This window comes from Legionella norrlandica, from assembly GCF_000770585.1.
Taxonomy (GTDB): domain Bacteria; phylum Pseudomonadota; class Gammaproteobacteria; order Legionellales; family Legionellaceae; genus Legionella; species Legionella norrlandica.
This window is the reverse complement of sequence record NZ_JNCF01000051.1, coordinates 1-20,648: the sequence shown is the minus strand read 5'-3', so window position 1 is coordinate 20,648 and position 20,648 is coordinate 1. Positions and strand designations below refer to the sequence as shown.

The window sequence follows — 20,648 nt, the reverse complement described above, 5'->3', positions numbered from 1 at the left end:
CAAAATCTATTAGACCACGTCACCATACGTAGATACCGTAAATGGCATACCTATTAAAATAGATTTTTCCAAGGAATATTTGGAGGTTTCAGCTTATGAAAGAATCAATTTAATAGGTGCACGTTTTAATCCGGCTAAATATGCAGATAAAGTACTGCATTGTACTTATAAGGATAGCTGGGAAGCCAGTCTAACGGAAAGAGAGGAAGGTATCCCGGCAAAGCATATTGAATTATTTAAAAGGGCCATTGGGATTATTATAAAAGGTATTGATAATTCAAGCCTTAGAAAGGATTGTGGGGCGGATTGTAATATACTATGTGGTAATGTAGAAGTAGCACAAGCTATAAAAAATAAATTAGAAGAACACAATATAAAAGGCTATATACTAGATGCAGCTTATGCCAATTTGTTGCCTCGTGTGGAAGTCTTATTTCCTTATGATGTTAAGAAAATTAATGAAATATTGACTGAAGCAAATAATTTATTAGATAGAGTAGTACAGAGGAATGGCATATCCATATATTGAAATAGTTTAATCTTACTTGCTTCGTGATAAGACCGCGCATCAATAAACTTAATCCAAGTGACTGATGGAAAATATGTATACCCAATATGGCTTGACATAATAACAAAACTGATTGAGGGTGTTCAAAAAAATAGAGTAAAGAGAATATCGTCTTCAAGCTACATCAATTCCTTTTGATAGCTTTCACGAATAAAAGAGCTTATCAATACTACGATTATGGTCCATATAAATAGATACCATGCGGGGGCCATTTTATTGTTACTAAATTCAATTAATATAAAAGCAATTAAAGGCATGGTCCCACCAAATAATGCTTGACCAATATTGTAAGATATAGAAATTCCACTAGCACGGATATTAGTTGGGAACATTTCTGCAATAATGGTTGGTACGGTTGCATTAATTGGGGCTAATACTGCAGCCAACAGTAATTCGCACCATAAAACTTTCCACCAGTTTCCACTTAATAAAAGCCAGAAAAATGGGAAAATAAGTATAATAAGAGAAAATAATCCAACTAAAAAGATAGGCTTGCGACCTACAAGATCTGAAAGAAATCCCATAATTGGAATTAAGGCAGTAAGGAGGGCTAGTGCTATTAAATTAATTAATAAAGCATCTTTTAACAGGAAATATTCAGATTTTACTAAGAATGTAGTGACATAGGCAATAAGCAGGTAATTAGCAAGAGCAAGGATACTGGTACTTATTACAGATAAAAATAATTGCTGCCTATAGGTAGTCAATACTATTTTTGCAGGAATCTCTTTAGTATGCCTTTCTTTCAGAAAGGCTGGAGATTCAAAACTTTTAATACGCAAATAGATCCCCAAAAGACCTAAAACTCCTCCTAATAAATAAGTACATCGCCAACCCCATCGTAATAAAGAGTCTCCTGTAAACAGAGCGCTGACTATAGATGCAGTAAGCGCTCCCAGAAAAATACCTAGGAACGCACTACTTAATACGAGGCTACCTGCAAGTCCTCTTCTATTTTGAAACATATGTTCAATTAAGTAGGTTGTTGAGCCAGGAAGCTCTCCGCCAACTGCAAGTCCTTGGATTAGTCTTAAAATCGAAAATAAAATGGGAGCCATTATCCCCCAGGAATGAAAATCGGGTAGTAAAGCAATCAATGTGGTAGAGGTCGTCATGATCGACATAGAAAGTATTAATGCTTTTCGCCTCCCCACATGGTCGGCATAGTGTCCAAAAAGAAGACCTCCAATTGGGCGCATGATAAATCCTATAGCAAACAAACTAAAGGTAGCGATAAGAGAAACAAAATGAATTTTGGAAGGGAAAAAAATCTCAGCAAAAACTGAGGCAAAACTGGCATAAAGTAAAAAATCATACCACTCTAGAGCATTTCCGTATAATCCAGCAAGAATACTATGTCCTATATTATGTCTCATAATTATACTATACGATCATTTAGTATAAATCCATTTAATATCCCTGGAGTAAAAGGATTAATTTGATTATTTGTTTTCAATAAGTAACGACCAGAGTTGCTATTCACCTCAAAAAGTATTTGCAGGCTAGAACTGTCTTGTTCATCGATCAGGACATTAACTTTTTCAAGTAATTTAAATATTGCCCATGTACCATGCTCTGCGAGTTCATAATGATTGCCTTCAATGGAATCGAGAGCTAATTTGGCATTACTCTGGGGCCAAGTGAAGCGTGTAGATGAATCGCTGGTTTGATTGTCAACTAATTTGGTTTCACCAATTTCAAGTTGTAGGCTAGAAACTACTGGATCCAGGCTGATTTTTTGCAAACTAAAATCAATTTTGCTTTCGTCACTATGCGCAGGAAAGAACATATTAGTAATAATGTTGGCGCGAATCAATTCGTCGATCACTTCGTTTGAAATAGGTAAAACAAAATCATTAACAGCTTTTGGTTTCCATTCAGGGGTTGAAATATCCAGAAATGGTTTGATGTATTGCTCTGTATAGGTATTTAATATGCCATGGGTTGAGAAAAAACGATTAAAATCTGTAATTTCAATTTCCGCAGCTTGAGAAGAGTCAAATGGATAGCGTTGTGCTATGGAATTTTGAAATTCTCTAAAGACGGTTTTTTGCCATTGCTCATTGATGTATTGCCGACTGTCTCTAATTAGGATAACCCATGTGTCCCCAGCTATTTGTTTAGTCCATATGCTAAAAGGTTCCGGGAACTGTCGAGCCTGACCGTAAAGTAAGCTCACTGGATCAGATGAATTCTCATTTATAAAGCGCGAACGTGTAATAGTAAACGCTGTTTTACCTCCGTCGTTTACTACCGATAAAGTTGTAATAAATCGCTCCAATTCAGAAATTCTAAAACTGAGTTCTTTGATACTTGATAAAGTGGTTAAATTTAAATCGGTGAATTGATTAGCAATGAATTGATTAAATGTGGATATATTTTCTGTTAAGTCAGGCTTGGTCTCTTGTTGAATAAGATTAACAAGTTTATAAAATGAATTAGATTGCTGTAATGTTTTTGTTAATTGGCGACCCTGTTGGTAATCTTGATAGTGCAAAGGTTGAGTTTTCTTCATAAAGGTTTGCCACCATGTGGCATAATCAAAACAGTAAGCTTGAATAAGCATATTCTGTAATTGAGACAAGCCTTGTCTGGCAAGAACCCAATTTTCTGCTTGAAGGTTGTTTGTGATTTTAGGTAATTCGTTAAGGACTTTTGTAAACCCAGTTTTAGTAAAGTAAACGGGTACTTCGTTGATAGGCAAATTAAAACCGTCTATATCTATTTTTTGCTTCTCTGAAGGGAAGTATTCTTTTGCAATGGAATAATATAAATAGCTGGTCGGAAGTGCATTGAGATAATTTCTTGCATCGCTAATTATTTGTGGTTTTAAAGATATTTTGAGTAAGGGTTTATTAAGCGTTTGATTCAGGAGAGTTAATTGTTTTTGGCTAGCGCCTGTTGTTTGCCCTTGCCAGTGAGATTGGAACCATTCCAGTATGGGTTGTGCCGAGAAATGTTCTGGTTGTCCTAACATTAAATAAATTTTTAAGGCTTTATAGCGTGTTATAGGCGTGCTGCTAGGTTGGTGATTACTTGCTCTAATTCATTGGTCAATGAGGGTATAAATTCTCCTTGTAAGCGATTTTGGGTATTATTTTGGAGATTTAATTTCAATTGATGAACCGTTGGCAGAGATATGGAGTTCGAACCAATATCTTTAATTTTATTTGCTGCTTGAGATAAATGGTATAAGGCTTGCGCGCCATTATTTTTTTGGTTATTCAGAGCTTCATAAGCCAGTAATTCTTTACTGGCTTCATCAAGAATCTGGGATGTTTTATAGTGATTATAAATTAGAGTTAATAAACTGAGCGCAGCCAGACTTGCTGCAATGGCAATCAATGGTTTTTGAGAGAATTTTGTAGCGTTTGGTACTTGACTGCATTGTTCTTGTATGGTTTTTAAAGCACCTTCCACAAAATAAGATCGAAAGTTGACAGCTTGAGGAAAAGTATCCTGCACAATTAAGGCATACTCATGTTGAATTTTTTTATTCAGCCTGTCTACACTCACCCCACCTTGTTCCGCACTGGTAAAAAAAATAGAGTGGAGATGAAACAATTTTGGTGAAATCCCTTGGATTAAAGATTGAATTGGCGCTCTTAAGCTAGCTAATTGTAAAGGAAACTCACGAATCAAACTACGTTTAATAGTTGAGCGTACCGGGTGCATTTTATTGATAATCTGCTGTCCTAGTGCTTCAATGAATTGATTAAATTGAAATGAATAGGTTTCAATTTTTTTACCTAATTGGTTTACACAATCTAAAGAGAAACCAAGAGGTTTGGCTAGATCGCTAGTATGATCCATTTGATAAAATTCAGAAAACCCTGCTAGCGTATCCATTTTAGTAAATATAATTGCTAATTCGACTTGATAGCCCAAATTAACACCTAAACGCTGAATTAGATGTAAGTGAGATTTTTTTTGTTCGGCAAATTGTGTCGGCTCAGCAATTAATAAATCATTCACGTCAACGCATAAAATAAGACCTGTAATTTTAAGATGACGATTACACCTATTTAGCTGTTTGAGTGTTGTATGCAATAATGTTTTACTATTCGTAAGCCAATTTTCGCCAAGCTCAACGACAATCCCTCTTTGATTAAAATAAATTTTTGCATGTTCTTCACTGAATACAGGCATTTCTTCCATGCTGCTTTGTTTTAACAAAGCGGATTTACCTTGAGCATTTTTTCCTGTAATGACAATAAACGATAATTGATTAACGTGGGGTTTTAGTTGAGAAAGAACTTTTTTTATTGCATCACATAATGCTCGTAGTGAATTATCCATTAGTTTTCCAGCATAGCAAGTTGGGTATGTCCAAATAAAACGGTTTTAGCTTTCCCTTCTAACAATATATGACTGGCAAAGAAAGCTACAATTACAATACTTACAGCAGCAATGGCAGTGATTAAAGTTGCCTTATAATTTTTTTTAATGGTTTTAGGGATAGGATTTTCATTAAATAAGCGATGTGGTTTATTAAAGCGGTATTGTTGAATTATTTGGTACAAATCTTCAATAGTATTGTCAAGCACTTGTCGACCATCTGCTCTTAAATGATACTGGCCTTCGAATCCTGCAATTAGACAAAAATAGACTAACTCTATTAAATCAAGGAATTGATTTGGTCTTTCTTTAATATAATCAAGTATTTCAAAAAAACGTTGTTGTGGCTGTGCACCATCACTTGATAAAGGAGTAAATGACTTGAATTCTGTTGGGAGGTTATAAACTCGCAGATAACTTTTTCCTAATATTTCATCTATAGTCGCTGACAGTAGATATTGAGCGATGCAGACAATATCTTGAGGATATTTAGATGCATTTAGTTTGCTATGAAACGCTCGTAATTCATGTTCTATATTTTCTCTAATATCTTCAATTGGAGGCAGGGATGGGCTCAAACATAATCTTTCTAACAAAGACAGCAATGGTCCGGCCGCTGCAACTAACACATTGGTAGAAAATGGAGCAATAAATAATTTTGAGCGATAGTATCCTTCTGGAACCAACGCTGGCTCTGTGATTGCAAGACGGCTGACAAGTGAGGCCGGGTATTGCTCAGTTGTCATGGTTTTACTCCAAATGAGTTTCTATTTATTGCATTCAAAAATGCTTCGATTAAAAAGAAGATGATACGTTATATAACGCCTTTTATTCAAGTTAGTCAAGCTTGCAATTTGGTAAAACCATTATTCTAATGTTTAAAATGACGTATTCCAGTCAAAATCATTGCAATACCGTACTGTTCTGCGCAAGAAATGATTTGTTCATCTCTGATGGATCCCCCAGGTTGAATAATCGCTGATACACCAGCTATTGCTGCAATTTCAACAGTGTCTGGAAAGGGAATAAACGCATCGGATGCCATCACAGAACCTTGAGGATCAACCCCCATTTGCTCAGCTTGCCATAAGCCAATCCTGGCACTCATTACACGACTGGTTTGGCCGCCTCCAATACCTATAGTAGCTAAATCTTTAGCATATACTATTGCGTTAGATTTCACATGCTTTGCAGCTAGCCAGGCAAACATTAAATCTTTTCTTTGCTGCTCGGTTGGTGTGACCTGGGTAACGGTCTGTAGTTCAATGGATTCTAAAGAAAGGGAGTCATGTTCTTGGACTAATAAACCTCCGTCCACTTTCTTCATGTTGAGTCTAAAGTCGGCTCCTTGCTGCCAAAAACCTGTAAGAAGAACACGAATATTTTCTTTAGTAGCTAAAATCCTTTTGGCTTCATCATTAGCATCGGGTGCAATGATGACTTCAACAAACTGTTTTTCAAGTATGGCTTTAGCAGTATCTCCATCTAAAATGCCATTGAATGCAATGATTCCACCATAAGCAGATATTGGATCGCTTTGGAATGCTTTTAAATAAGCATTAAGTAAAGAGTCTCCTAAAGCAATACCACAGGGATTGGTATGCTTCACTATTACGCAAACTGACTGATCATTTGCAAATGATTTAACACAATCAAGAGCGGCATCCGCATCAAGAATGTTATTATAAGATAACTGTTTCCCTTGTAACAAAATTGCTCTACCCAGAGACCCTTGAGGTGAGTTTTTATCGGCATAAAAAACAGCTTGCTGATGAGGGTTTTCACCATAACGAAGATCACTAATCTTGTTGAATTGACATGTGAGAACATCAGGAAATCCCGTGGGAATGCAATCAGAACTTAGAGTAGTTAAATAATTTGCAATGGCAGCATCATAGGCTGCAGTATGAGCAAATGCTTTTTTTGCCAATGTAAAACGCCAATTAGAGGGTGCTTTTTGATCTTGCAAATAATTTATTAATTCTGAGTAATCCTCAGGGTCAACTATCACATAAGCGTGGGCGTGATTCTTAGCAGCTGCTCGGATCATGGTGGGTCCACCAATATCGATATTCTCAATTGCTTTATTAAAATCACAATCAGGTCGGCTAATTACTTGTTCAAAGGGGTATAAATTAACAATAAGTAAGTCAATAGGCTCAATTCCATGTTGTAGTAAGACAGGTTTATCATGCTCTCCGCGCGCTAATAGACCAGCGTGAATGACTGGATGAAGGGTTTTGACCCGGCCATCCATTATTTCAGGGAACCCTGTGCAATCGCTGACGTCGGTTACTGGTAAATTATTTTCTCTTAATACAGCGGCGGTATTACCAGTAGCAATTAATTCTATCCCATGTTGATGCAAGACTTGGCCCAGTTCTCTTATGCCTCTTTTATCAGAAACACTGAGTAGAGCGCGCTGTGGTTTGAAAGATGAGTCAATTTGTTTCTTCGTCATTTATATTTCCCTACGTGAAAACTGTTATTACTTTCTGGCAAAGACTAGCAAGGACCAGTCACCACAATTTTCTGTTGAAATATGAGTGAAAGCTAAGTCGTAAGCCTCAATAAGCAATGGAACTTGTTCTTCAAGAAGTCCTGATGTTACTAAGTTTGCACCTTGTGGGAGCAATTGATAAAGGCGTTCTTTTAAGCTGATTAATGGAGCTAAAAGAATATTGGCAATAATTAAATCTACTGGATTTTGTAATTCATCAGGAAAACCTACAGATAGTTGACTTTCAGTGATTTGGTTAACCACTGCATTATTCTTTGTAGCCTGTAAGGCTTGATTATCTATATCCACTGCATAGACATGCCGGGCTCCTAACTTTATGGCCGCCAGGGAGAGGATGCCTGAACCACAACCATAATCTATTATTGATTTGTTTTTTAAATCGGCTTGTTCCAGCCAGGTTAAGCATAGAGAGGTCGTAGCATGTGTGCCGGTGCCAAAAGCCAGACCAGGATCTAACATCAAGTTCACGGCATCAGGCTCTGGGGGAGTTAGCCAAGTTGGGCAAACCCACAGACGTTTACCAAAACGATGAGGCTTAAAATCATCCATCCAGGCTCTTTCCCAGTCTTTATCAGCAAGCAACTCCAAGCTGCAATGTAATGAAGGTCGCTTAGCAACCAAGTGTTGCCTGACTTGTTGTACCTCTTCTGCCTGGGAAAATAGAGCATGAATAATGACTTCTGGCCACAAAGGTGTTGTACCAGGTGCTGGTTCAAGAACAGGGTCGTCGTTCTTGTCCGTGAGCATAACAGATAAGGCACCAAATTCTTCCAGTTCTTCAGTGATTTCTTCGATATCCTCGTTAGGACAATGTTCTATTTTTAATTGAAGCCACACGGCATTAATCCTTGAGCATTTTTTCTAAATAATGAATATTGGTACCACCTTCTACGAAAGATTGGTTGTGAAGGATACGTTGATGCAATTCTATATTGGTTTTTATGCCATCAATGATAATTTCATCGAGGGCATTACGCATTCTTGCGATAGCCTCAGCTCGGGTTGCTCCATAACTTATCAATTTTCCTATCATAGAATCATAATTAGGCGGTACAACATAACTACTGTATATATGAGAATCAAAACGAATACCTGGCCCACCTGGTTGGTGGAGCAATTTTATGGTTCCTGGAGAAGGCATAAAAGTTCTTGGATCTTCTGCATTGATTCGGCATTCGATAGCATGTCCACATAATTTAATGTCTTCTTGTGTTAAAGAAAAAGGCATATCGCTGGCAATTTTGATTTGTTCTTTAATTAAATCAATACCAGTTATCATTTCTGTTACTGGATGTTCAACTTGAATACGAGTATTCATTTCAATGAAGTAAAAGCAGCCATCTTGAAATAAAAATTCAAAAGTTCCAGCACCTCGATACTGCAATTCTTTACAAGCTTTGACCACGGATGCTCCAATTTCTTTTCTTAGCTCAGGAGTGATTCCTGGGGCTGGAGCTTCCTCTACTACTTTTTGATGTCGCCTCTGCATGGAACAATCACGTTCACCCAGATGGATGGCATTCCCTTTACCATCCCCTAAAACTTGAAACTCAACATGACGCGGTTTTCCAGAAATTTTTCCATGTAAACTATAGGATTATTGAATGCTGCTTTGGCTTCGCTTCTCGTTAATGCTATAGCACTTAACAGGTTTGATTCGCTATGAACGACTCGCATTCCACGCCCGCCTCCTCCTCCAGCTGCTTTGATAATGATGGGATAGCCAATTTTTCGCGCAAGTTTTAGATTGTAATTATCATCATCACCTAAGGGACCATCTGAACCTGGAACACAAGGAACCCCCGCAGCTTTCATAGCAGCAATGGCTGAAACCTTATCTCCCATAAGACGAATAGAATCCCCACGTGGGCCAATAAAGCGAAAGCCACTTTGCTCAACAATATCTGCAAAATCTGCATTTTCTGATAAAAAACCATAACCGGGATGTATTGCTACCGCGTCAGTTATTTCTGCCGCAGAGATAATTGCTGGAATATTAAGATAACTTTTTTGAGCAGGCGCTGGCCCTATACAAACTGTTTCGTCAGCTAGACGAACATGTAACAAGTCCTTGTCTACATCAGAATGAACAGCAACAGTCTGAATGCCGAGTTCTTTACATGCGCGTAATATGCGAAGTGCGATTTCACCTCTATTTGCAATAACTATTTTACTGAGCATGGATAGATCTCTCTATTCTATAATAAACAAAGGCTGGTCATATTCAACAGGTTCCCCGTTTTTCACTAAAATTTCAACAATTTTACCAGCACGATCCGATTCAATTTCATTAAACATTTTCATTGCTTCAATAATGCACAAAGTATCGCCTGCTTTAACAGATTGTCCCACTGTTACAAAAGGTGGACTATCAGGAGAGGGGGCTGTGTACATTGTTCCGACCATGGGGGAACGGATTTTATGACCCGAAGCGTAGAAGCTGTTTGCTTATCATCAGCAACAGGTGATTCAGTTATTGATGGACCGGAAGGCTGAATTGGTAATGTTTGTTTCATTGGCGGAGGAGCCATATAGTGAATTTGAGTAGCTTCTGTTGAAGTAGGATTATGACGGCTCAGTCTTAGTGATTCTTCGCCCTCCTTGATTTCAATCTCTGAGATGCCAGTTTCTTCTAGAAGCTCAATTAATTTTCTGATTTTTCTGATATCCATTTGTTCGTTCTCTCACTTTAATTCTTTAATAATTGCTTGTAAGGCCAGTAAATACCCTTGCGCACCAAAACCACTGATGATGCCTGTGGCAATATCTGAGAAATAAGAATGGTGGCGAAAAGCTTCACGGGAAAAAATATTACTAAGGTGCACTTCAATAAATGGGATTGCAACTGCACTTAAAGCATCCCTCAATGCAATACTGGTGTGAGTATATGCTGCAGGATTTAGGATAATGTAATCGATTTTATCAATTTTAGCTTGATGAATAGCACTGATTAATTCTGCTTCAGCGTTGCTTTGATAGCAATTTAGTTGGATCCCCACTTTGTTGGCTTCTTTTATTAAATTGGAATTAATTTGATCTAATGAAATATTTCCATAAATTGAGGGTTCACGAGAACCTAAAAGATTTAAATTGGGACCATGTAATACTAGAATTTTTTTCATTCAACTTCGATATAATCTAAGGTTTGCAGATTTTGCCTGAACTTTAGGAATATGTCTATATATCTGCGAGGATATCGACAAGATCTCCGCAAGTTAGCATAAGAATAAAACCTACTGAAGCAAAATAATCTTCGGGATTTATCTTTCATGTGTAGACTCTGAAAATGTCTTGATTTCAGGGTGTTCTGTTTTTAAGGTTATGCTATTGTTATTCGTTTCAGGGATCAGGATTAACTTTATGGCCAAAACGTTTATAACAGATGTTACTTTGCGTGATGCGCATCAATGTCTAATTGCTACAAGAATGCGTACTGAAGACATGTTACCGATCTGTAATAAAATGGATTCTGTTGGTTTTTGGGCTATGGAAGTGTGGGGTGGCGCTACTTTTGATGCTTGTTTGCGATATTTAAAGGAAGATCCCTGGCTAAGATTGAGACAAATACGCCAGGCTTTGCCGAATACTCAACTTTCTATGCTTTTGCGCGGCCAAAATTTGTTAGGTTATAGGCATTATGCAGATGATGTGGTTCAAACATTTATCAAACTAGCTGCTAACAATGGAATAGATATATTCCGTGTATTTGATGCCCTAAACGATCCCAGAAATCTAAAAGTAGCTATAGATGCAGTTAAAATACATAAAAAGCATATTCAGGGCGCAATTTGCTACACTACAAGTCCGGTACATACTTTAGATAATTTTTTAGAACTTGGAAAAAAGCTAGCCGAATTGGGTTGTGATAGTATTGCTATCAAAGATATGGCCGGCTTGTTAACTCCTGCAGCCACAGTTGAATTGTATACTGGATTAAAACAAGTGACAGGGCTGCCTATTCATTTACATAGTCATTCGACTTCTGGTTTGGCAAATATTTGTCATTATGAAGCAGTACTATCGGGTTGCAATCATCTCGATACAGCAATCTCCTCCTTTTCAGGAGGTGCTTCTCATCCCTCTACCGAGGCTTTGGTGGCAGCATTGACAGGAACTCAGTACGATACCGAATTGAATTTGAATTTGTTATTGGAAATAGATGATTATTTTAAAATAGTCCGCAAAAAATATTCTCAATTTGAAAGTGAAGCAAGAGATATTGACCCACGGGTTCAATTGTATCAGGTTCCTGGTGGAATGATATCCAATTTATATAGCCAGCTTAAAGAGCAGAATGCTTTAGATAAGATGGCGGCAGTTCACAAAGAAATCCCTCGAGTTCGTAAAGACTTAGGTTACCCACCGTTAGTTACTCCAACCTCTCAGGTTGTTGGTACTCAAGCTGTTATTAATGTTCTTACAGGAGAGAGATACAAAACGATAACTAATGAAGTAAAACTTTATTGTCAGGGGAAATACGGTACTGCACCTGGTAAAATAAGCTCTACTTTACGAAAAAAAGCAATTGGAAGAACGGAGGTAATTGAAGTAAGGCCTGCTGATTTATTGCCTAATGAATTAAATCAATTGCGTAATGAAATAGGTGATTTGGCATTGAGTGACGAGGATGTTCTTACCTATGCAATGTTTCCGGAAGTTGGATGCCAATTTTTAGAGCAGCGTAAAAACAATCAATTAATTCCCGAACCTTTGCTAACTCAAGCGAGTCCTCAGAATAATTCGGCCATGTCCGAATTTGATATTATTCTGCATGGCGAAAATTATCACGTAAAAGTGGCAGGATTTGGAACAGCCGAACATGGGCATCAATCCTGTTTTTTATGGGTTGATGGTGTCCCTGAAGAGGTTGTTGTGCAACGTGCAGAACCCACAGAGACAATACAAAAATCAGTTATAAGTAAAAGAAGTCCAGGTGATATTACAGTATCAATTCCAGGTTCTGTTATTGCAATTCATGTTCAAGTTGGCGATGAAGTAAAAGCAGGTCAAGTTGTGTTAGTGATTGAAGCTATGAAAATGGAAACAGAACTGCAAACACCAATCAATGGAGTTGTTTCAGAGATATTATGCCAAAAAGGAGATAAAGTGACTCCTGAGCAAGTATTAATTAGGGTCAATGCTAGTTAAAAAACGATTTAGTTTCTTTGTCAATAGCTCAAGAGCGAGAGGTTATTATTGTTAATATTGTCTGCAGTTTTACACTTTATTGTTTTTATACTTCTTCCATGGTATGAGTAAGAAAGAAATCTCACAGAGGAATTGATTTTTTATTTAATAAATTTAAAATTTGACCACTTAGATCAATTTTTTTGGAAGCATTTTTCTTTGTGAGTTTATTTATCTTGGCCATTACTTAATGTGAGTTCGATATAGGCAAAATCAGAGATTTTGCCTATATCGAACTAGATTGTTTTTGAGTCGTTTAGCGACAGACAAAGCATAAATGCCTTTTGTGTCGAACTCACGTTAAAGTCAAAGCATTTAAAAATAAGTATTTTCAAAAATAATAAATTTGTGCTAGTTTTGAAAAGTTTGGAAAAGATGTTCTTGTATTTTGAAAAATGGTAGTTGGTTATAAGCCTATTCTAATAACATATTAGAATGCCATCCAAATAATTGAGTGAACAAAGGAAAATACTTGGTTTTGATTTTCATTATTTAAGTATTGCCCTAGTTTGGATCGTCCTTGATTTTGAAGTTAATTACTTGAGTGTGCTGTAAATTAACCGCAAAATTATAGGGCAATATAACAGCCTGGGCACTCCAGGATGAGTTGCTACTGAGAATTAAGTTTAAGGAGTTAGAATCGATGCACCCAAATTATTATCTGTCACCATTAGCTGTAGCTATTGCTTTAGGATTTGCTTCGTCTGTTAAAGCAGCTGAGCCAATGCCTTTACAAAAGTCATCTTTTTCTGAAGTAAAGCAAAAATTTCAACTGTCTTTACCAGGTGTTATGAAAGGAGCTACGGTTTCTACTAACAGTTTGCAATTTGTGAGACAGCATACTGATGGGAATAAAGTGACACATGTTCGTATGCAACAGCAATATGCTGGATTCCCAGTTTTTGGTGGTTATGCTATTATGCACAGTAAAAATACAGCTAATGGTTTAATCGCAGCAAAATCTGATGTAAAAATGAATGGTGTGATTTATGATGGATTACAAGCCGAATTAGGTCAACCCCAACCTTCTTTCATTAAAAATGCTCCTTCAGTATTACAACAATTTAAAGCTCATTACTCCGGCAAACAAGTTGGTGAAGAGCAAGTAACTCCGATGGTTTATGTTGATGAGAAACACCAAGCGCATTGGGCTTACAAAGTCAGTATTCTTGTTACTCATGATGATAAGATTCCTGAGCGTCCAACTGCAATTATTGATGCTGAGACAAATAAACCTTTTGTTCAATGGAACGATATAAAAACCGAAAGAGTTTCAGCGAAAGGAATTGGATTCGGTGGAAATCGTAAAATTGGCGAATATCAATTTGGTAAAGATTTACCTTTATTAGACATTACTCGCGATGCCGGTATTAACATGTGCTATATGGAAAATACCGATGTTAAAGTGGTAGATATGGGGCATAAGTATTATTCGAATAACAGACCTATGCAATTCACTTGCAAAGAGGCTCCCGACACTCAGCCCACAAACATCTATTACACTGGTTATTTTGCAGATGGTTATGATAAAGATAATGGAGCAGCCTCCCCCACTAATGATGCATTATATGCTGGCTATGTAATTAAGCACATGTACCATGATTGGTATGGTGTTGAGGCATTAACCAAGTCTGATGGTTCGCCAATGCAGTTGGTTATGAGAGTTCATTATGGCCAAGGTTATGAAAATGCTTACTGGGATGGCAAGCAAATGACTTTTGGAGATGGTGACACCATGATGTATCCATTAGTTTCCTTAGGTGTTGGTGGTCATGAGATTAGTCATGGTTTTACTGAGCAACACTCAGGACTTGAATATTTTGGCCAATCAGGCGGTATGAATGAATCGTTTTCAGACATGGCGGCTCAAGCAGCTGAATATTATTCAGTAGGCAAAAATAGCTGGCAAATTGGCCCTGAAATCATGAAAGAAAACAGTGGTTATGACGCATTGCGATACATGGATCAACCAAGCCGTGATGGTATGTCCATTGATGTAGCTGATGATTATTACGGCGGCTTGGATGTCCACTATTCCAGTGGAGTATATAATCACCTATTCTATATATTATCTAATCAGCCTAATTGGAATCTCCGTATGGCTTTTGATGTGATGGTGAAAGCTAATATGGATTATTGGACACCTTACTCAACATTTGATGAAGGTGGTTGCGGTATGCTCAGCGCTGCCAAAGATTTAGGTTACAATTTAGATGATATTAAGAGATCATTGAGTGAAGTGACTATCAATTATCAATCTTGTTATGTAGATTAAAGATAAATTTTAGTTATTCTCAATAAGAGTGGTATTCACTATCCGCTCCCTAACGGTCTCGGCTCGGTTTGATAACTATAATTCGAGCCGCGACCGTTAGGAGCGGATAGATACCTCTAGATTTATATTAACAGGTCGATGTTTTTTACATAAGCAGAAGGCCCATTTGAGCCCATTTTATAGCGATTGATAAAAATCCTCTAACAGCTTGCTTATAAGTTCTGGTTTTTCCATATGGATATGATGTCCACCTTCCAGACGATCAATTTTAATATTTTTTACTGCTTGAATTCTTGCTTTCATCTTTTCAGAATCAAAAGAAAATCCATTGCTTGCCCAAATTAAATAGGTTTTAACCTTAATTTCAAGCAGACAGGAAAGGATTTGAGTTTCAGTCAATTGTAATGGGGAAGGGGACAATAGTCTGCGGTCGTGTCTCCAATAATAAACGCCATCTTCCTCCTGAGTGCCACGTTCACAAAGTGTTTTAGCAATGTCCATAGAAACATAGCCTTTGATAGAGCGAGCCAAGGCAGCATGTTCGAATTTATTATAGCCTTTTGATTTAGATTGCTTTTCTAATAAATGATGCATATAGTTGGACAGTTGCTTACAGGCTGTTTCAGCAGGTTGGGAAAAAGGTCCCAATCCTTCAATTAAGCCTAAAGAGAGAAAACGATTCGGAGCAACACCTGCTGCAAGACTTCCCAAGCAGGCTCCCATAGAATGCCCCAATAAATGGACTTTATCTAACTCCAAAGCATTAATAATTTCAATAACAGTAAATATTCCATCAGTGAAATGGTAGACGCATCCTTGAGGTAAATGGGAAGAGTGACCGTGTCCAGGCAAGTCTACCGCTATAAAGTAATAACTGTTTTGCAAATATTGGGCTATGTCATCAAAACTATTGGCATTATCTAGCCAACCATGCAAAGCGATAATCGGTGGGTTATTAGGATTTCCCCAGGCCTTACAAGCAATAGAAAGGCCAGGGATATTTAACATTATTGTTTCCATTTGTTTTCTTTCGTTTATTAGTGATCACTATAGCTTATTACTTAATGTGTTGTTATGTAAATTAACTTTCAGGGTGAATAAAGAAATATGTTTCTTAAAATGTAGGTTATAATTATAGGACCAAGCTTTATTAAAACCTGAATGAGAGATAGATTATCCATGCAACAGGGTGTGCGTAGCGTATCGTTAATAACATACAATATTCATAAGGGTTTTGGAGTGGGAGCAGTGCGTTTTTTGCTCCCAGAAATGCGAGAGGCTTTAGCCAGTTTAAACCCAGATTTTGTGTTCCTGCAAGAGGTACAAGGTAAACACAGAAGGCGGGAAAAAAGAATTGTTACTTGGCCTAATTCTCCCCAATGTGAATACATCGCTGAAAATATTTGGCCACATTATATTTATGCGAAAAATGCAGTCTATCAATCTGGCCACCATGGCAATGCCATTTTAAGTAAATACCCCTTTGAACGTTTCGAAAGTATTAATCTTTCAAACATAAATAGAGCTTCAAGAGGAATTCTTCATACCCAATTGAGATTGGACAATAATACAATTCATCTATTATGCGTTCACTTAGGGCTATTTAAGGCTGAGCGTACAGAGCAATGTAATGCATTAATCCAGCGCATTAAAAATGTTGTTCCTCCAAATGAGCCTTTGCTAATGGCTGGTGATTTTAATGATTGGCGTCATGTGATTTCTAAAGTCCTTGCTGAGGATTTAGGTATTGAGGAAGCTTTTGTTGCTATTGAAGGGCAACATGCCCGATCCTTCCCTGCAATAAGACCTGCTTTGTGTGTAGATAGAGTATATTTCCGAGGCATGGAAGTACAGGAAGTTGCTTGTTTACAAGGTAAGCCTTGGCGAATGCTATCCGATCACTTGCCTTTGTATGCACGTTTTGAGTTGGGTTTAACGTAAGAAGTTGGGCTTTGCTATTGCTCAGCACCAACCTATTGTTTTAATGAGGGCAGTATTTTTTTGCAAAGCCAACTCCCATGGATTACTCCATGTCGTTTTGATACTCACCTAAACAGGCCATACTATTTAAGCGTGCTCTTTTAAGTAAAGCTTCTTGTGCTTTGGCAATATTTGCTTTCTTTCCTTCCCAGGCTTGCAAGCAGTCTTCCTGTAATGCTCTGCCAAAAGAAAAGCTGAGGAGCCAAGGCTGGTGGCCAATTTGGTTGATTGCATTTAAGTTAGCAGTAGCTTGCTGTGGTGTTTGCCCCCCAGATAGGAAGTTTATAGTAGGTACGGATGCTGGAACGTTATTACGGAAGACGCTAATGGTATAGTCAGCAACTTCTTCAGGGTCACTAAATGGGTTGATTTCTTTACCACAGGTAACCATACTTGGTTTAAGAATAATATGCTCAAGTTCAACTTGATGGATAAATAAAGTATGGAATAGCTCGTGGAGCACCATCTCACAAACTTCAGCACAATGCTCAATGCTATGATTGCCATCCATTAACACTTCTGGCTCAACAATTGGGACAATACCAACAGATTGACAAGCGGCAGCATAACGACCTAAGTTTTCAGCGCCTGTTTTTATCGCGGTTAAACTAGGGGTATATTCGGAGATGGTATAAACATTTCTCCATTTTGCAAATCTTGCGCCTAATTTTTTAAAATGAAGTAGGCGCTCTGTTAAGCCATCTAATCCTTGAGTCACTTTTTCATGCTCAGTATTAGGCAAATCAACAAGCCCTTTATCAACTTTAATTCCAGGAACAATCCCTTTATTAACAAAAAGCTCAGGGATTGATATTCCATGATCATCCGTTTGGGTAAAGGTTTCTTCAAATAAGATAACACCATTAATATACTGTTCCAAATCAGGAGTAGTTGCTAGTAACAATCGATAATCCCTACGATTTTGCTCAGTATTTTCTATATTGATTGTAGCGAAACGCTTGCCAATAGTACTATTGCTTTCATCAGCAGCTAAAATACCCTTCCCCTCATGCAGCATTTGCTCCATTGTATTTGATAATTCTTCATAACTCATAATCTACTTATCTCCTCATTTAATTGGGCGTCGACTTTTTAGCGTGAAATATATTTTTCACGGATAATTTGTTGCATAGAAAAACCATGCTCTTTTAAATAATTAAATGCCTCATCGATCATACCTGGATTTCCACACAAATAAACAACGTCTTGGGTTGGATTTAGGTTAAGTTCTGGGAAAGCATGTTGAACATAGCCACAGTATTCATTATCCTTCAAGTCTTGAAATGGAACACGGCTTAAATAAGGACGAAAGCTAACTTGCGGATATTTTTTTGCAAAACTTTGAAAATCATCAGGGTAAAGAATTTCGTCACGACGCTGTACTCCCTGCAGTATTACTACTTGTAAATCAGGACGCTCTTCTATTCGTTTACCAAGTTCGTTAAGCATAGCACGATAAGGCGTAGTACCTGTGCTGGTAGCAACTAAAATATATCTTCCTGGGATTTCATCTTTAAAAACTAAGCGTCCAAAGGGGCCATTGATTTGGATGATATCCCCGGGTTTCAAATTATAAAGTAGTTCTGTTCCAGGACCTCCTTTAAAATATCCTGCAGCGAATTCAATACGATTATCCTTTTTAGGCTCATTAGCGATGCTATAGCTACGCTTTAAATTTCTACCCTCATGCTCAAAGTGAATAGTAATAAATTGTCCTGCTAAATAATCAAAAGGAGGTGATAACTCACAATTAAATATAAAATGCTTGACCTTGGGAGAGATCATGAAGGATTCTTCAAGGGTAATAGGAAAAGTATTTATTTGCATAGGAGACATCAACTTTTTATTCTAAAATGATTAATATAGGGAAAAAATTATGCATTGCAAGGGCTAAGTGCATATAATTAACATATGAATAGTACAGATTTAATAACTATATTAGGCAATATTAGCCAATCTCTTTATCCTGTGCAAAAACTCATCACAGGTGGAGCATATATATTGGGTATTTTATTTTTTTTAACAGCGATTAGCAAGTTAAGAAAAATTGCTGATTATCGAGCCCAATCTTCCTCGCATGAAAAGATGTTTACCCCTATGATGTATTTATTGATTGGGGCTCTTTTGATCTACCTACCTACAGGTTTGGATGTTATGGCGAATACAGCTTTCGGTGTTGGCAATGTCTTAACCTATTCAAACTATAATCCAGCCAATATCTACAGCTCAATGGGGTTTTTAATCCGTACCGCAGGTGTTTTGTGGTTTATTCGAGGGTGTGTCCTGGTCGCTCATGCTAGTCAACCAGGTACTCAACAAGGGCTTAAGGGGTTATTATTTCTTATTGCAGGTGTATTTGCGATGAATTTTGATAATACCATAGCGATGATTAATGCGGCTTTAGAGTATTTTATGAAGATGACTTTAGCAATAAAAAGCGCAGGTGGATTTTAATTTTCCTGAAAATTAGCACTTGGTATTTCATTTATTTTTATAAAGGTAATAATGGAGAATTGAACTAGTCTTCTTCGCCGCAGATTTTTAAGTTATTTGCCTTGGCAAAATCCATAATGGCTTGATAAACTTGAGGGCTTGATTCCTTGAGTTTGGGATCAAGTAAGACGCATTTATAACCTTCGCTATTTACGCTTGGTTGCAAAAGCGGGGAATAATAAATCCTGTTGTTTTTAAACATAGCTAAAGAACCACTCATGCGTTCAGCCCAGTCACTTGGTCGAAATGTTTTACCTTGTGCAGTAACACCTTCAATTACGATTGTTTTTTTCTTTCGATCAGACATAACTCTATACATATTAAATACAGTATGATAAGTATACCATCATCGTGCTTTACCTGCAGGAGAAATTAACGATTTTATTGTAATAAATAATTTCTGAGTGAACCATTCCATTATTCTTTGGGTGGCTAAGGCTAAGTTTCCATAGTAGATTAGGTTCCATTTATGTTAGCATGTTGCTGATTTTAAAAATGAACGAGGTGTGATTGCGAATGAATAAAGATAATCATTCTGGGATTTATTTGTTGCCAAATCTATTGACGACCGTTAGTTTGTTTGCAGCATTTTATTCTATAGTCGCCTCAACGAAGGGGCAATATGAGGCTGCTGTAATAGCGATGTTTGTTGGTATGATAGCTGATAGCCTCGATGGCAGAATCGCGCGACTAACTAATACGCAAACTGAGTTTGGTGCTCAATACGACAGTTTATCTGATATGGTTACTTTTGGTGTGGCGCCATCTTTGCTTTTGTATAATTTAACCCTAAATCAGTTAGGAAAATTTGGCTGGTTGGTTGCTTTTGTATATACAGCTGCTGTTGCTCTACGTTTAGCTCGATTCAATACTCAAATTGGGAAATCGGATAAGCGTTATTTCCAAGGACTCCCATGCCCACCAAGCGCTGCAGTAATGGCTTCTTTTGCCTGGATTTGCTTTCAGAATGAGTGGAGTAATTTAATTATATCGCTATTGACAGCAGGGTTGGCTTTGATTACTGCAGTCTTAATGGTGAGTAATTTGCGTTATTACAGTTTTAAGGAAGTAGATTTTAAGGGTAAAGTTCCGTTTTTATATGTCTTGGTAATGATTATTTTATTTGTAGCAATTGCTGCAGATCCTGCAATAATTCTTTTTATAAGCTCTGGGATTTATGCTTTATCTGGACCAATGCTGACTGTAATTTCATTACATAAAATGAGAAAACAAAGAAGAAATATGAATAAGCAATAAAAGCAGGATCGTAACCGTTCACGCCTCTT

15 protein-coding genes and 3 pseudogenes are annotated in these 20,648 nt (G+C 37.3%); 6 read left to right on the top strand and 12 right to left on the bottom strand.

The genetic code is table 11. The annotated features are described in order from the left end of the window. Window positions 1-79 precede the first annotated feature (79 nt). Complete coding sequence (locus OK13_RS10780; protein WP_035890770.1) at window positions 80-529, top strand: hypothetical protein; 450 nt, start codon at window positions 80-82, stop codon at window positions 527-529. Window positions 530-687: 158 nt separating this feature from the next. Here the strand turns inward: OK13_RS10780 and OK13_RS10775 are convergent, their stop codons facing one another. From OK13_RS10775 to aroQ, 8 genes and pseudogenes are all read right to left on the bottom strand, one after another. Further along, window positions 688-1,944, bottom strand: coding sequence for an MFS transporter (locus tag OK13_RS10775; RefSeq protein ID WP_035890769.1), 1,257 nt, complete (start codon window positions 1,942-1,944; stop codon window positions 688-690). A gap of 2 nt (window positions 1,945-1,946) precedes the next feature. Further along, a pseudogene (gene icmF / locus OK13_RS16070) lies at window positions 1,947-4,867 on the bottom strand (type IVB secretion system protein IcmF). Next, a complete protein-coding gene (icmH, locus tag OK13_RS10765) occupies window positions 4,867-5,652 on the bottom strand; it encodes a type IVB secretion system protein IcmH/DotU (RefSeq protein WP_035890768.1) in 786 nt (261 codons plus the stop codon). The pseudogene icmF and the gene icmH overlap by 1 nt, the downstream one beginning before the upstream one ends. 125 nt (window positions 5,653-5,777) lie before the next feature. Then, window positions 5,778-7,367, bottom strand: a complete 1,590-nt coding sequence (gene purH / locus OK13_RS10760; RefSeq protein ID WP_035890766.1) for a bifunctional phosphoribosylaminoimidazolecarboxamide formyltransferase/IMP cyclohydrolase — start codon at window positions 7,365-7,367, stop codon at window positions 5,778-5,780. Between the two features lie 27 nt (window positions 7,368-7,394). Then, window positions 7,395-8,264, bottom strand: coding sequence for a 50S ribosomal protein L11 methyltransferase (gene prmA / locus OK13_RS10755; RefSeq protein ID WP_035890765.1), 870 nt, complete (start codon window positions 8,262-8,264; stop codon window positions 7,395-7,397). Between the two features lie 4 nt (window positions 8,265-8,268). Further along, window positions 8,269-9,608: pseudogene (gene accC / locus OK13_RS10750) on the bottom strand (acetyl-CoA carboxylase biotin carboxylase subunit). A 12-nt stretch (window positions 9,609-9,620) separates the two neighbouring features. Then, window positions 9,621-10,099 (bottom strand): annotated as a pseudogene (gene accB / locus OK13_RS10745) (acetyl-CoA carboxylase biotin carboxyl carrier protein). A gap of 12 nt (window positions 10,100-10,111) precedes the next feature. Then, entirely contained in the window at window positions 10,112-10,549 is a 438-nt protein-coding gene (gene aroQ / locus OK13_RS10740; protein WP_035890764.1) for a type II 3-dehydroquinate dehydratase, read from the bottom strand. A 238-nt stretch (window positions 10,550-10,787) separates the two neighbouring features. On the opposite strand from aroQ, the gene oadA reads away from it, so the two are divergent. Further along, entirely contained in the window at window positions 10,788-12,575 is a 1,788-nt protein-coding gene (gene oadA, locus OK13_RS10735) for a sodium-extruding oxaloacetate decarboxylase subunit alpha (RefSeq protein WP_035890763.1), read from the top strand. 682 nt (window positions 12,576-13,257) lie between these two features. Next, entirely contained in the window at window positions 13,258-14,889 is a 1,632-nt protein-coding gene (gene proA, locus OK13_RS10730) for a zinc metalloprotease ProA (protein WP_035890762.1), read from the top strand. A gap of 177 nt (window positions 14,890-15,066) precedes the next feature. Here the strand turns inward: proA and OK13_RS10725 are convergent, their stop codons facing one another. Beyond that, the gene (locus OK13_RS10725) at window positions 15,067-15,909 is read right to left on the bottom strand and encodes an alpha/beta fold hydrolase (protein WP_035890761.1); all 843 of its coding nucleotides are present in this window, start codon (window positions 15,907-15,909) and stop codon (window positions 15,067-15,069) included. A gap of 159 nt (window positions 15,910-16,068) precedes the next feature. On the opposite strand from OK13_RS10725, the gene OK13_RS10720 reads away from it, so the two are divergent. Then, window positions 16,069-16,830: an endonuclease/exonuclease/phosphatase family protein gene (locus OK13_RS10720; RefSeq protein ID WP_035890760.1), complete on the top strand. Its 762-nt coding sequence runs from the start codon at window positions 16,069-16,071 to the stop codon at window positions 16,828-16,830. A gap of 82 nt (window positions 16,831-16,912) precedes the next feature. Here OK13_RS10720 and OK13_RS10715 read toward each other — a convergent pair whose 3' ends face one another. Further along, a complete protein-coding gene (locus OK13_RS10715; RefSeq protein WP_035890759.1) occupies window positions 16,913-17,923 on the bottom strand; it encodes a class I fructose-bisphosphate aldolase in 1,011 nt (336 codons plus the stop codon). Between the two features lie 38 nt (window positions 17,924-17,961). Continuing rightward, entirely contained in the window at window positions 17,962-18,696 is a 735-nt protein-coding gene (locus tag OK13_RS10710; protein ID WP_035890771.1) for a ferredoxin--NADP reductase, read from the bottom strand. 84 nt (window positions 18,697-18,780) lie between these two features. Between OK13_RS10710 and OK13_RS10705 the strand changes: the two genes are divergently transcribed. Continuing rightward, window positions 18,781-19,323 carry a hypothetical protein gene (locus tag OK13_RS10705; protein ID WP_035890758.1) on the top strand — a complete coding sequence of 181 codons (543 nt, stop codon included), beginning with the start codon at window positions 18,781-18,783 and terminating at the stop codon, window positions 19,321-19,323. Between the two features lie 64 nt (window positions 19,324-19,387). Here OK13_RS10705 and OK13_RS10700 read toward each other — a convergent pair whose 3' ends face one another. Then, a complete protein-coding gene (locus OK13_RS10700; protein ID WP_035890757.1) occupies window positions 19,388-19,669 on the bottom strand; it encodes a DUF3579 domain-containing protein in 282 nt (93 codons plus the stop codon). Window positions 19,670-19,878: 209 nt separating this feature from the next. Between OK13_RS10700 and pssA the strand changes: the two genes are divergently transcribed. Further along, window positions 19,879-20,619, top strand: a complete 741-nt coding sequence (pssA, locus tag OK13_RS10695; protein WP_035890756.1) for a CDP-diacylglycerol--serine O-phosphatidyltransferase — start codon at window positions 19,879-19,881, stop codon at window positions 20,617-20,619. Window positions 20,620-20,648 lie beyond the last annotated feature (29 nt).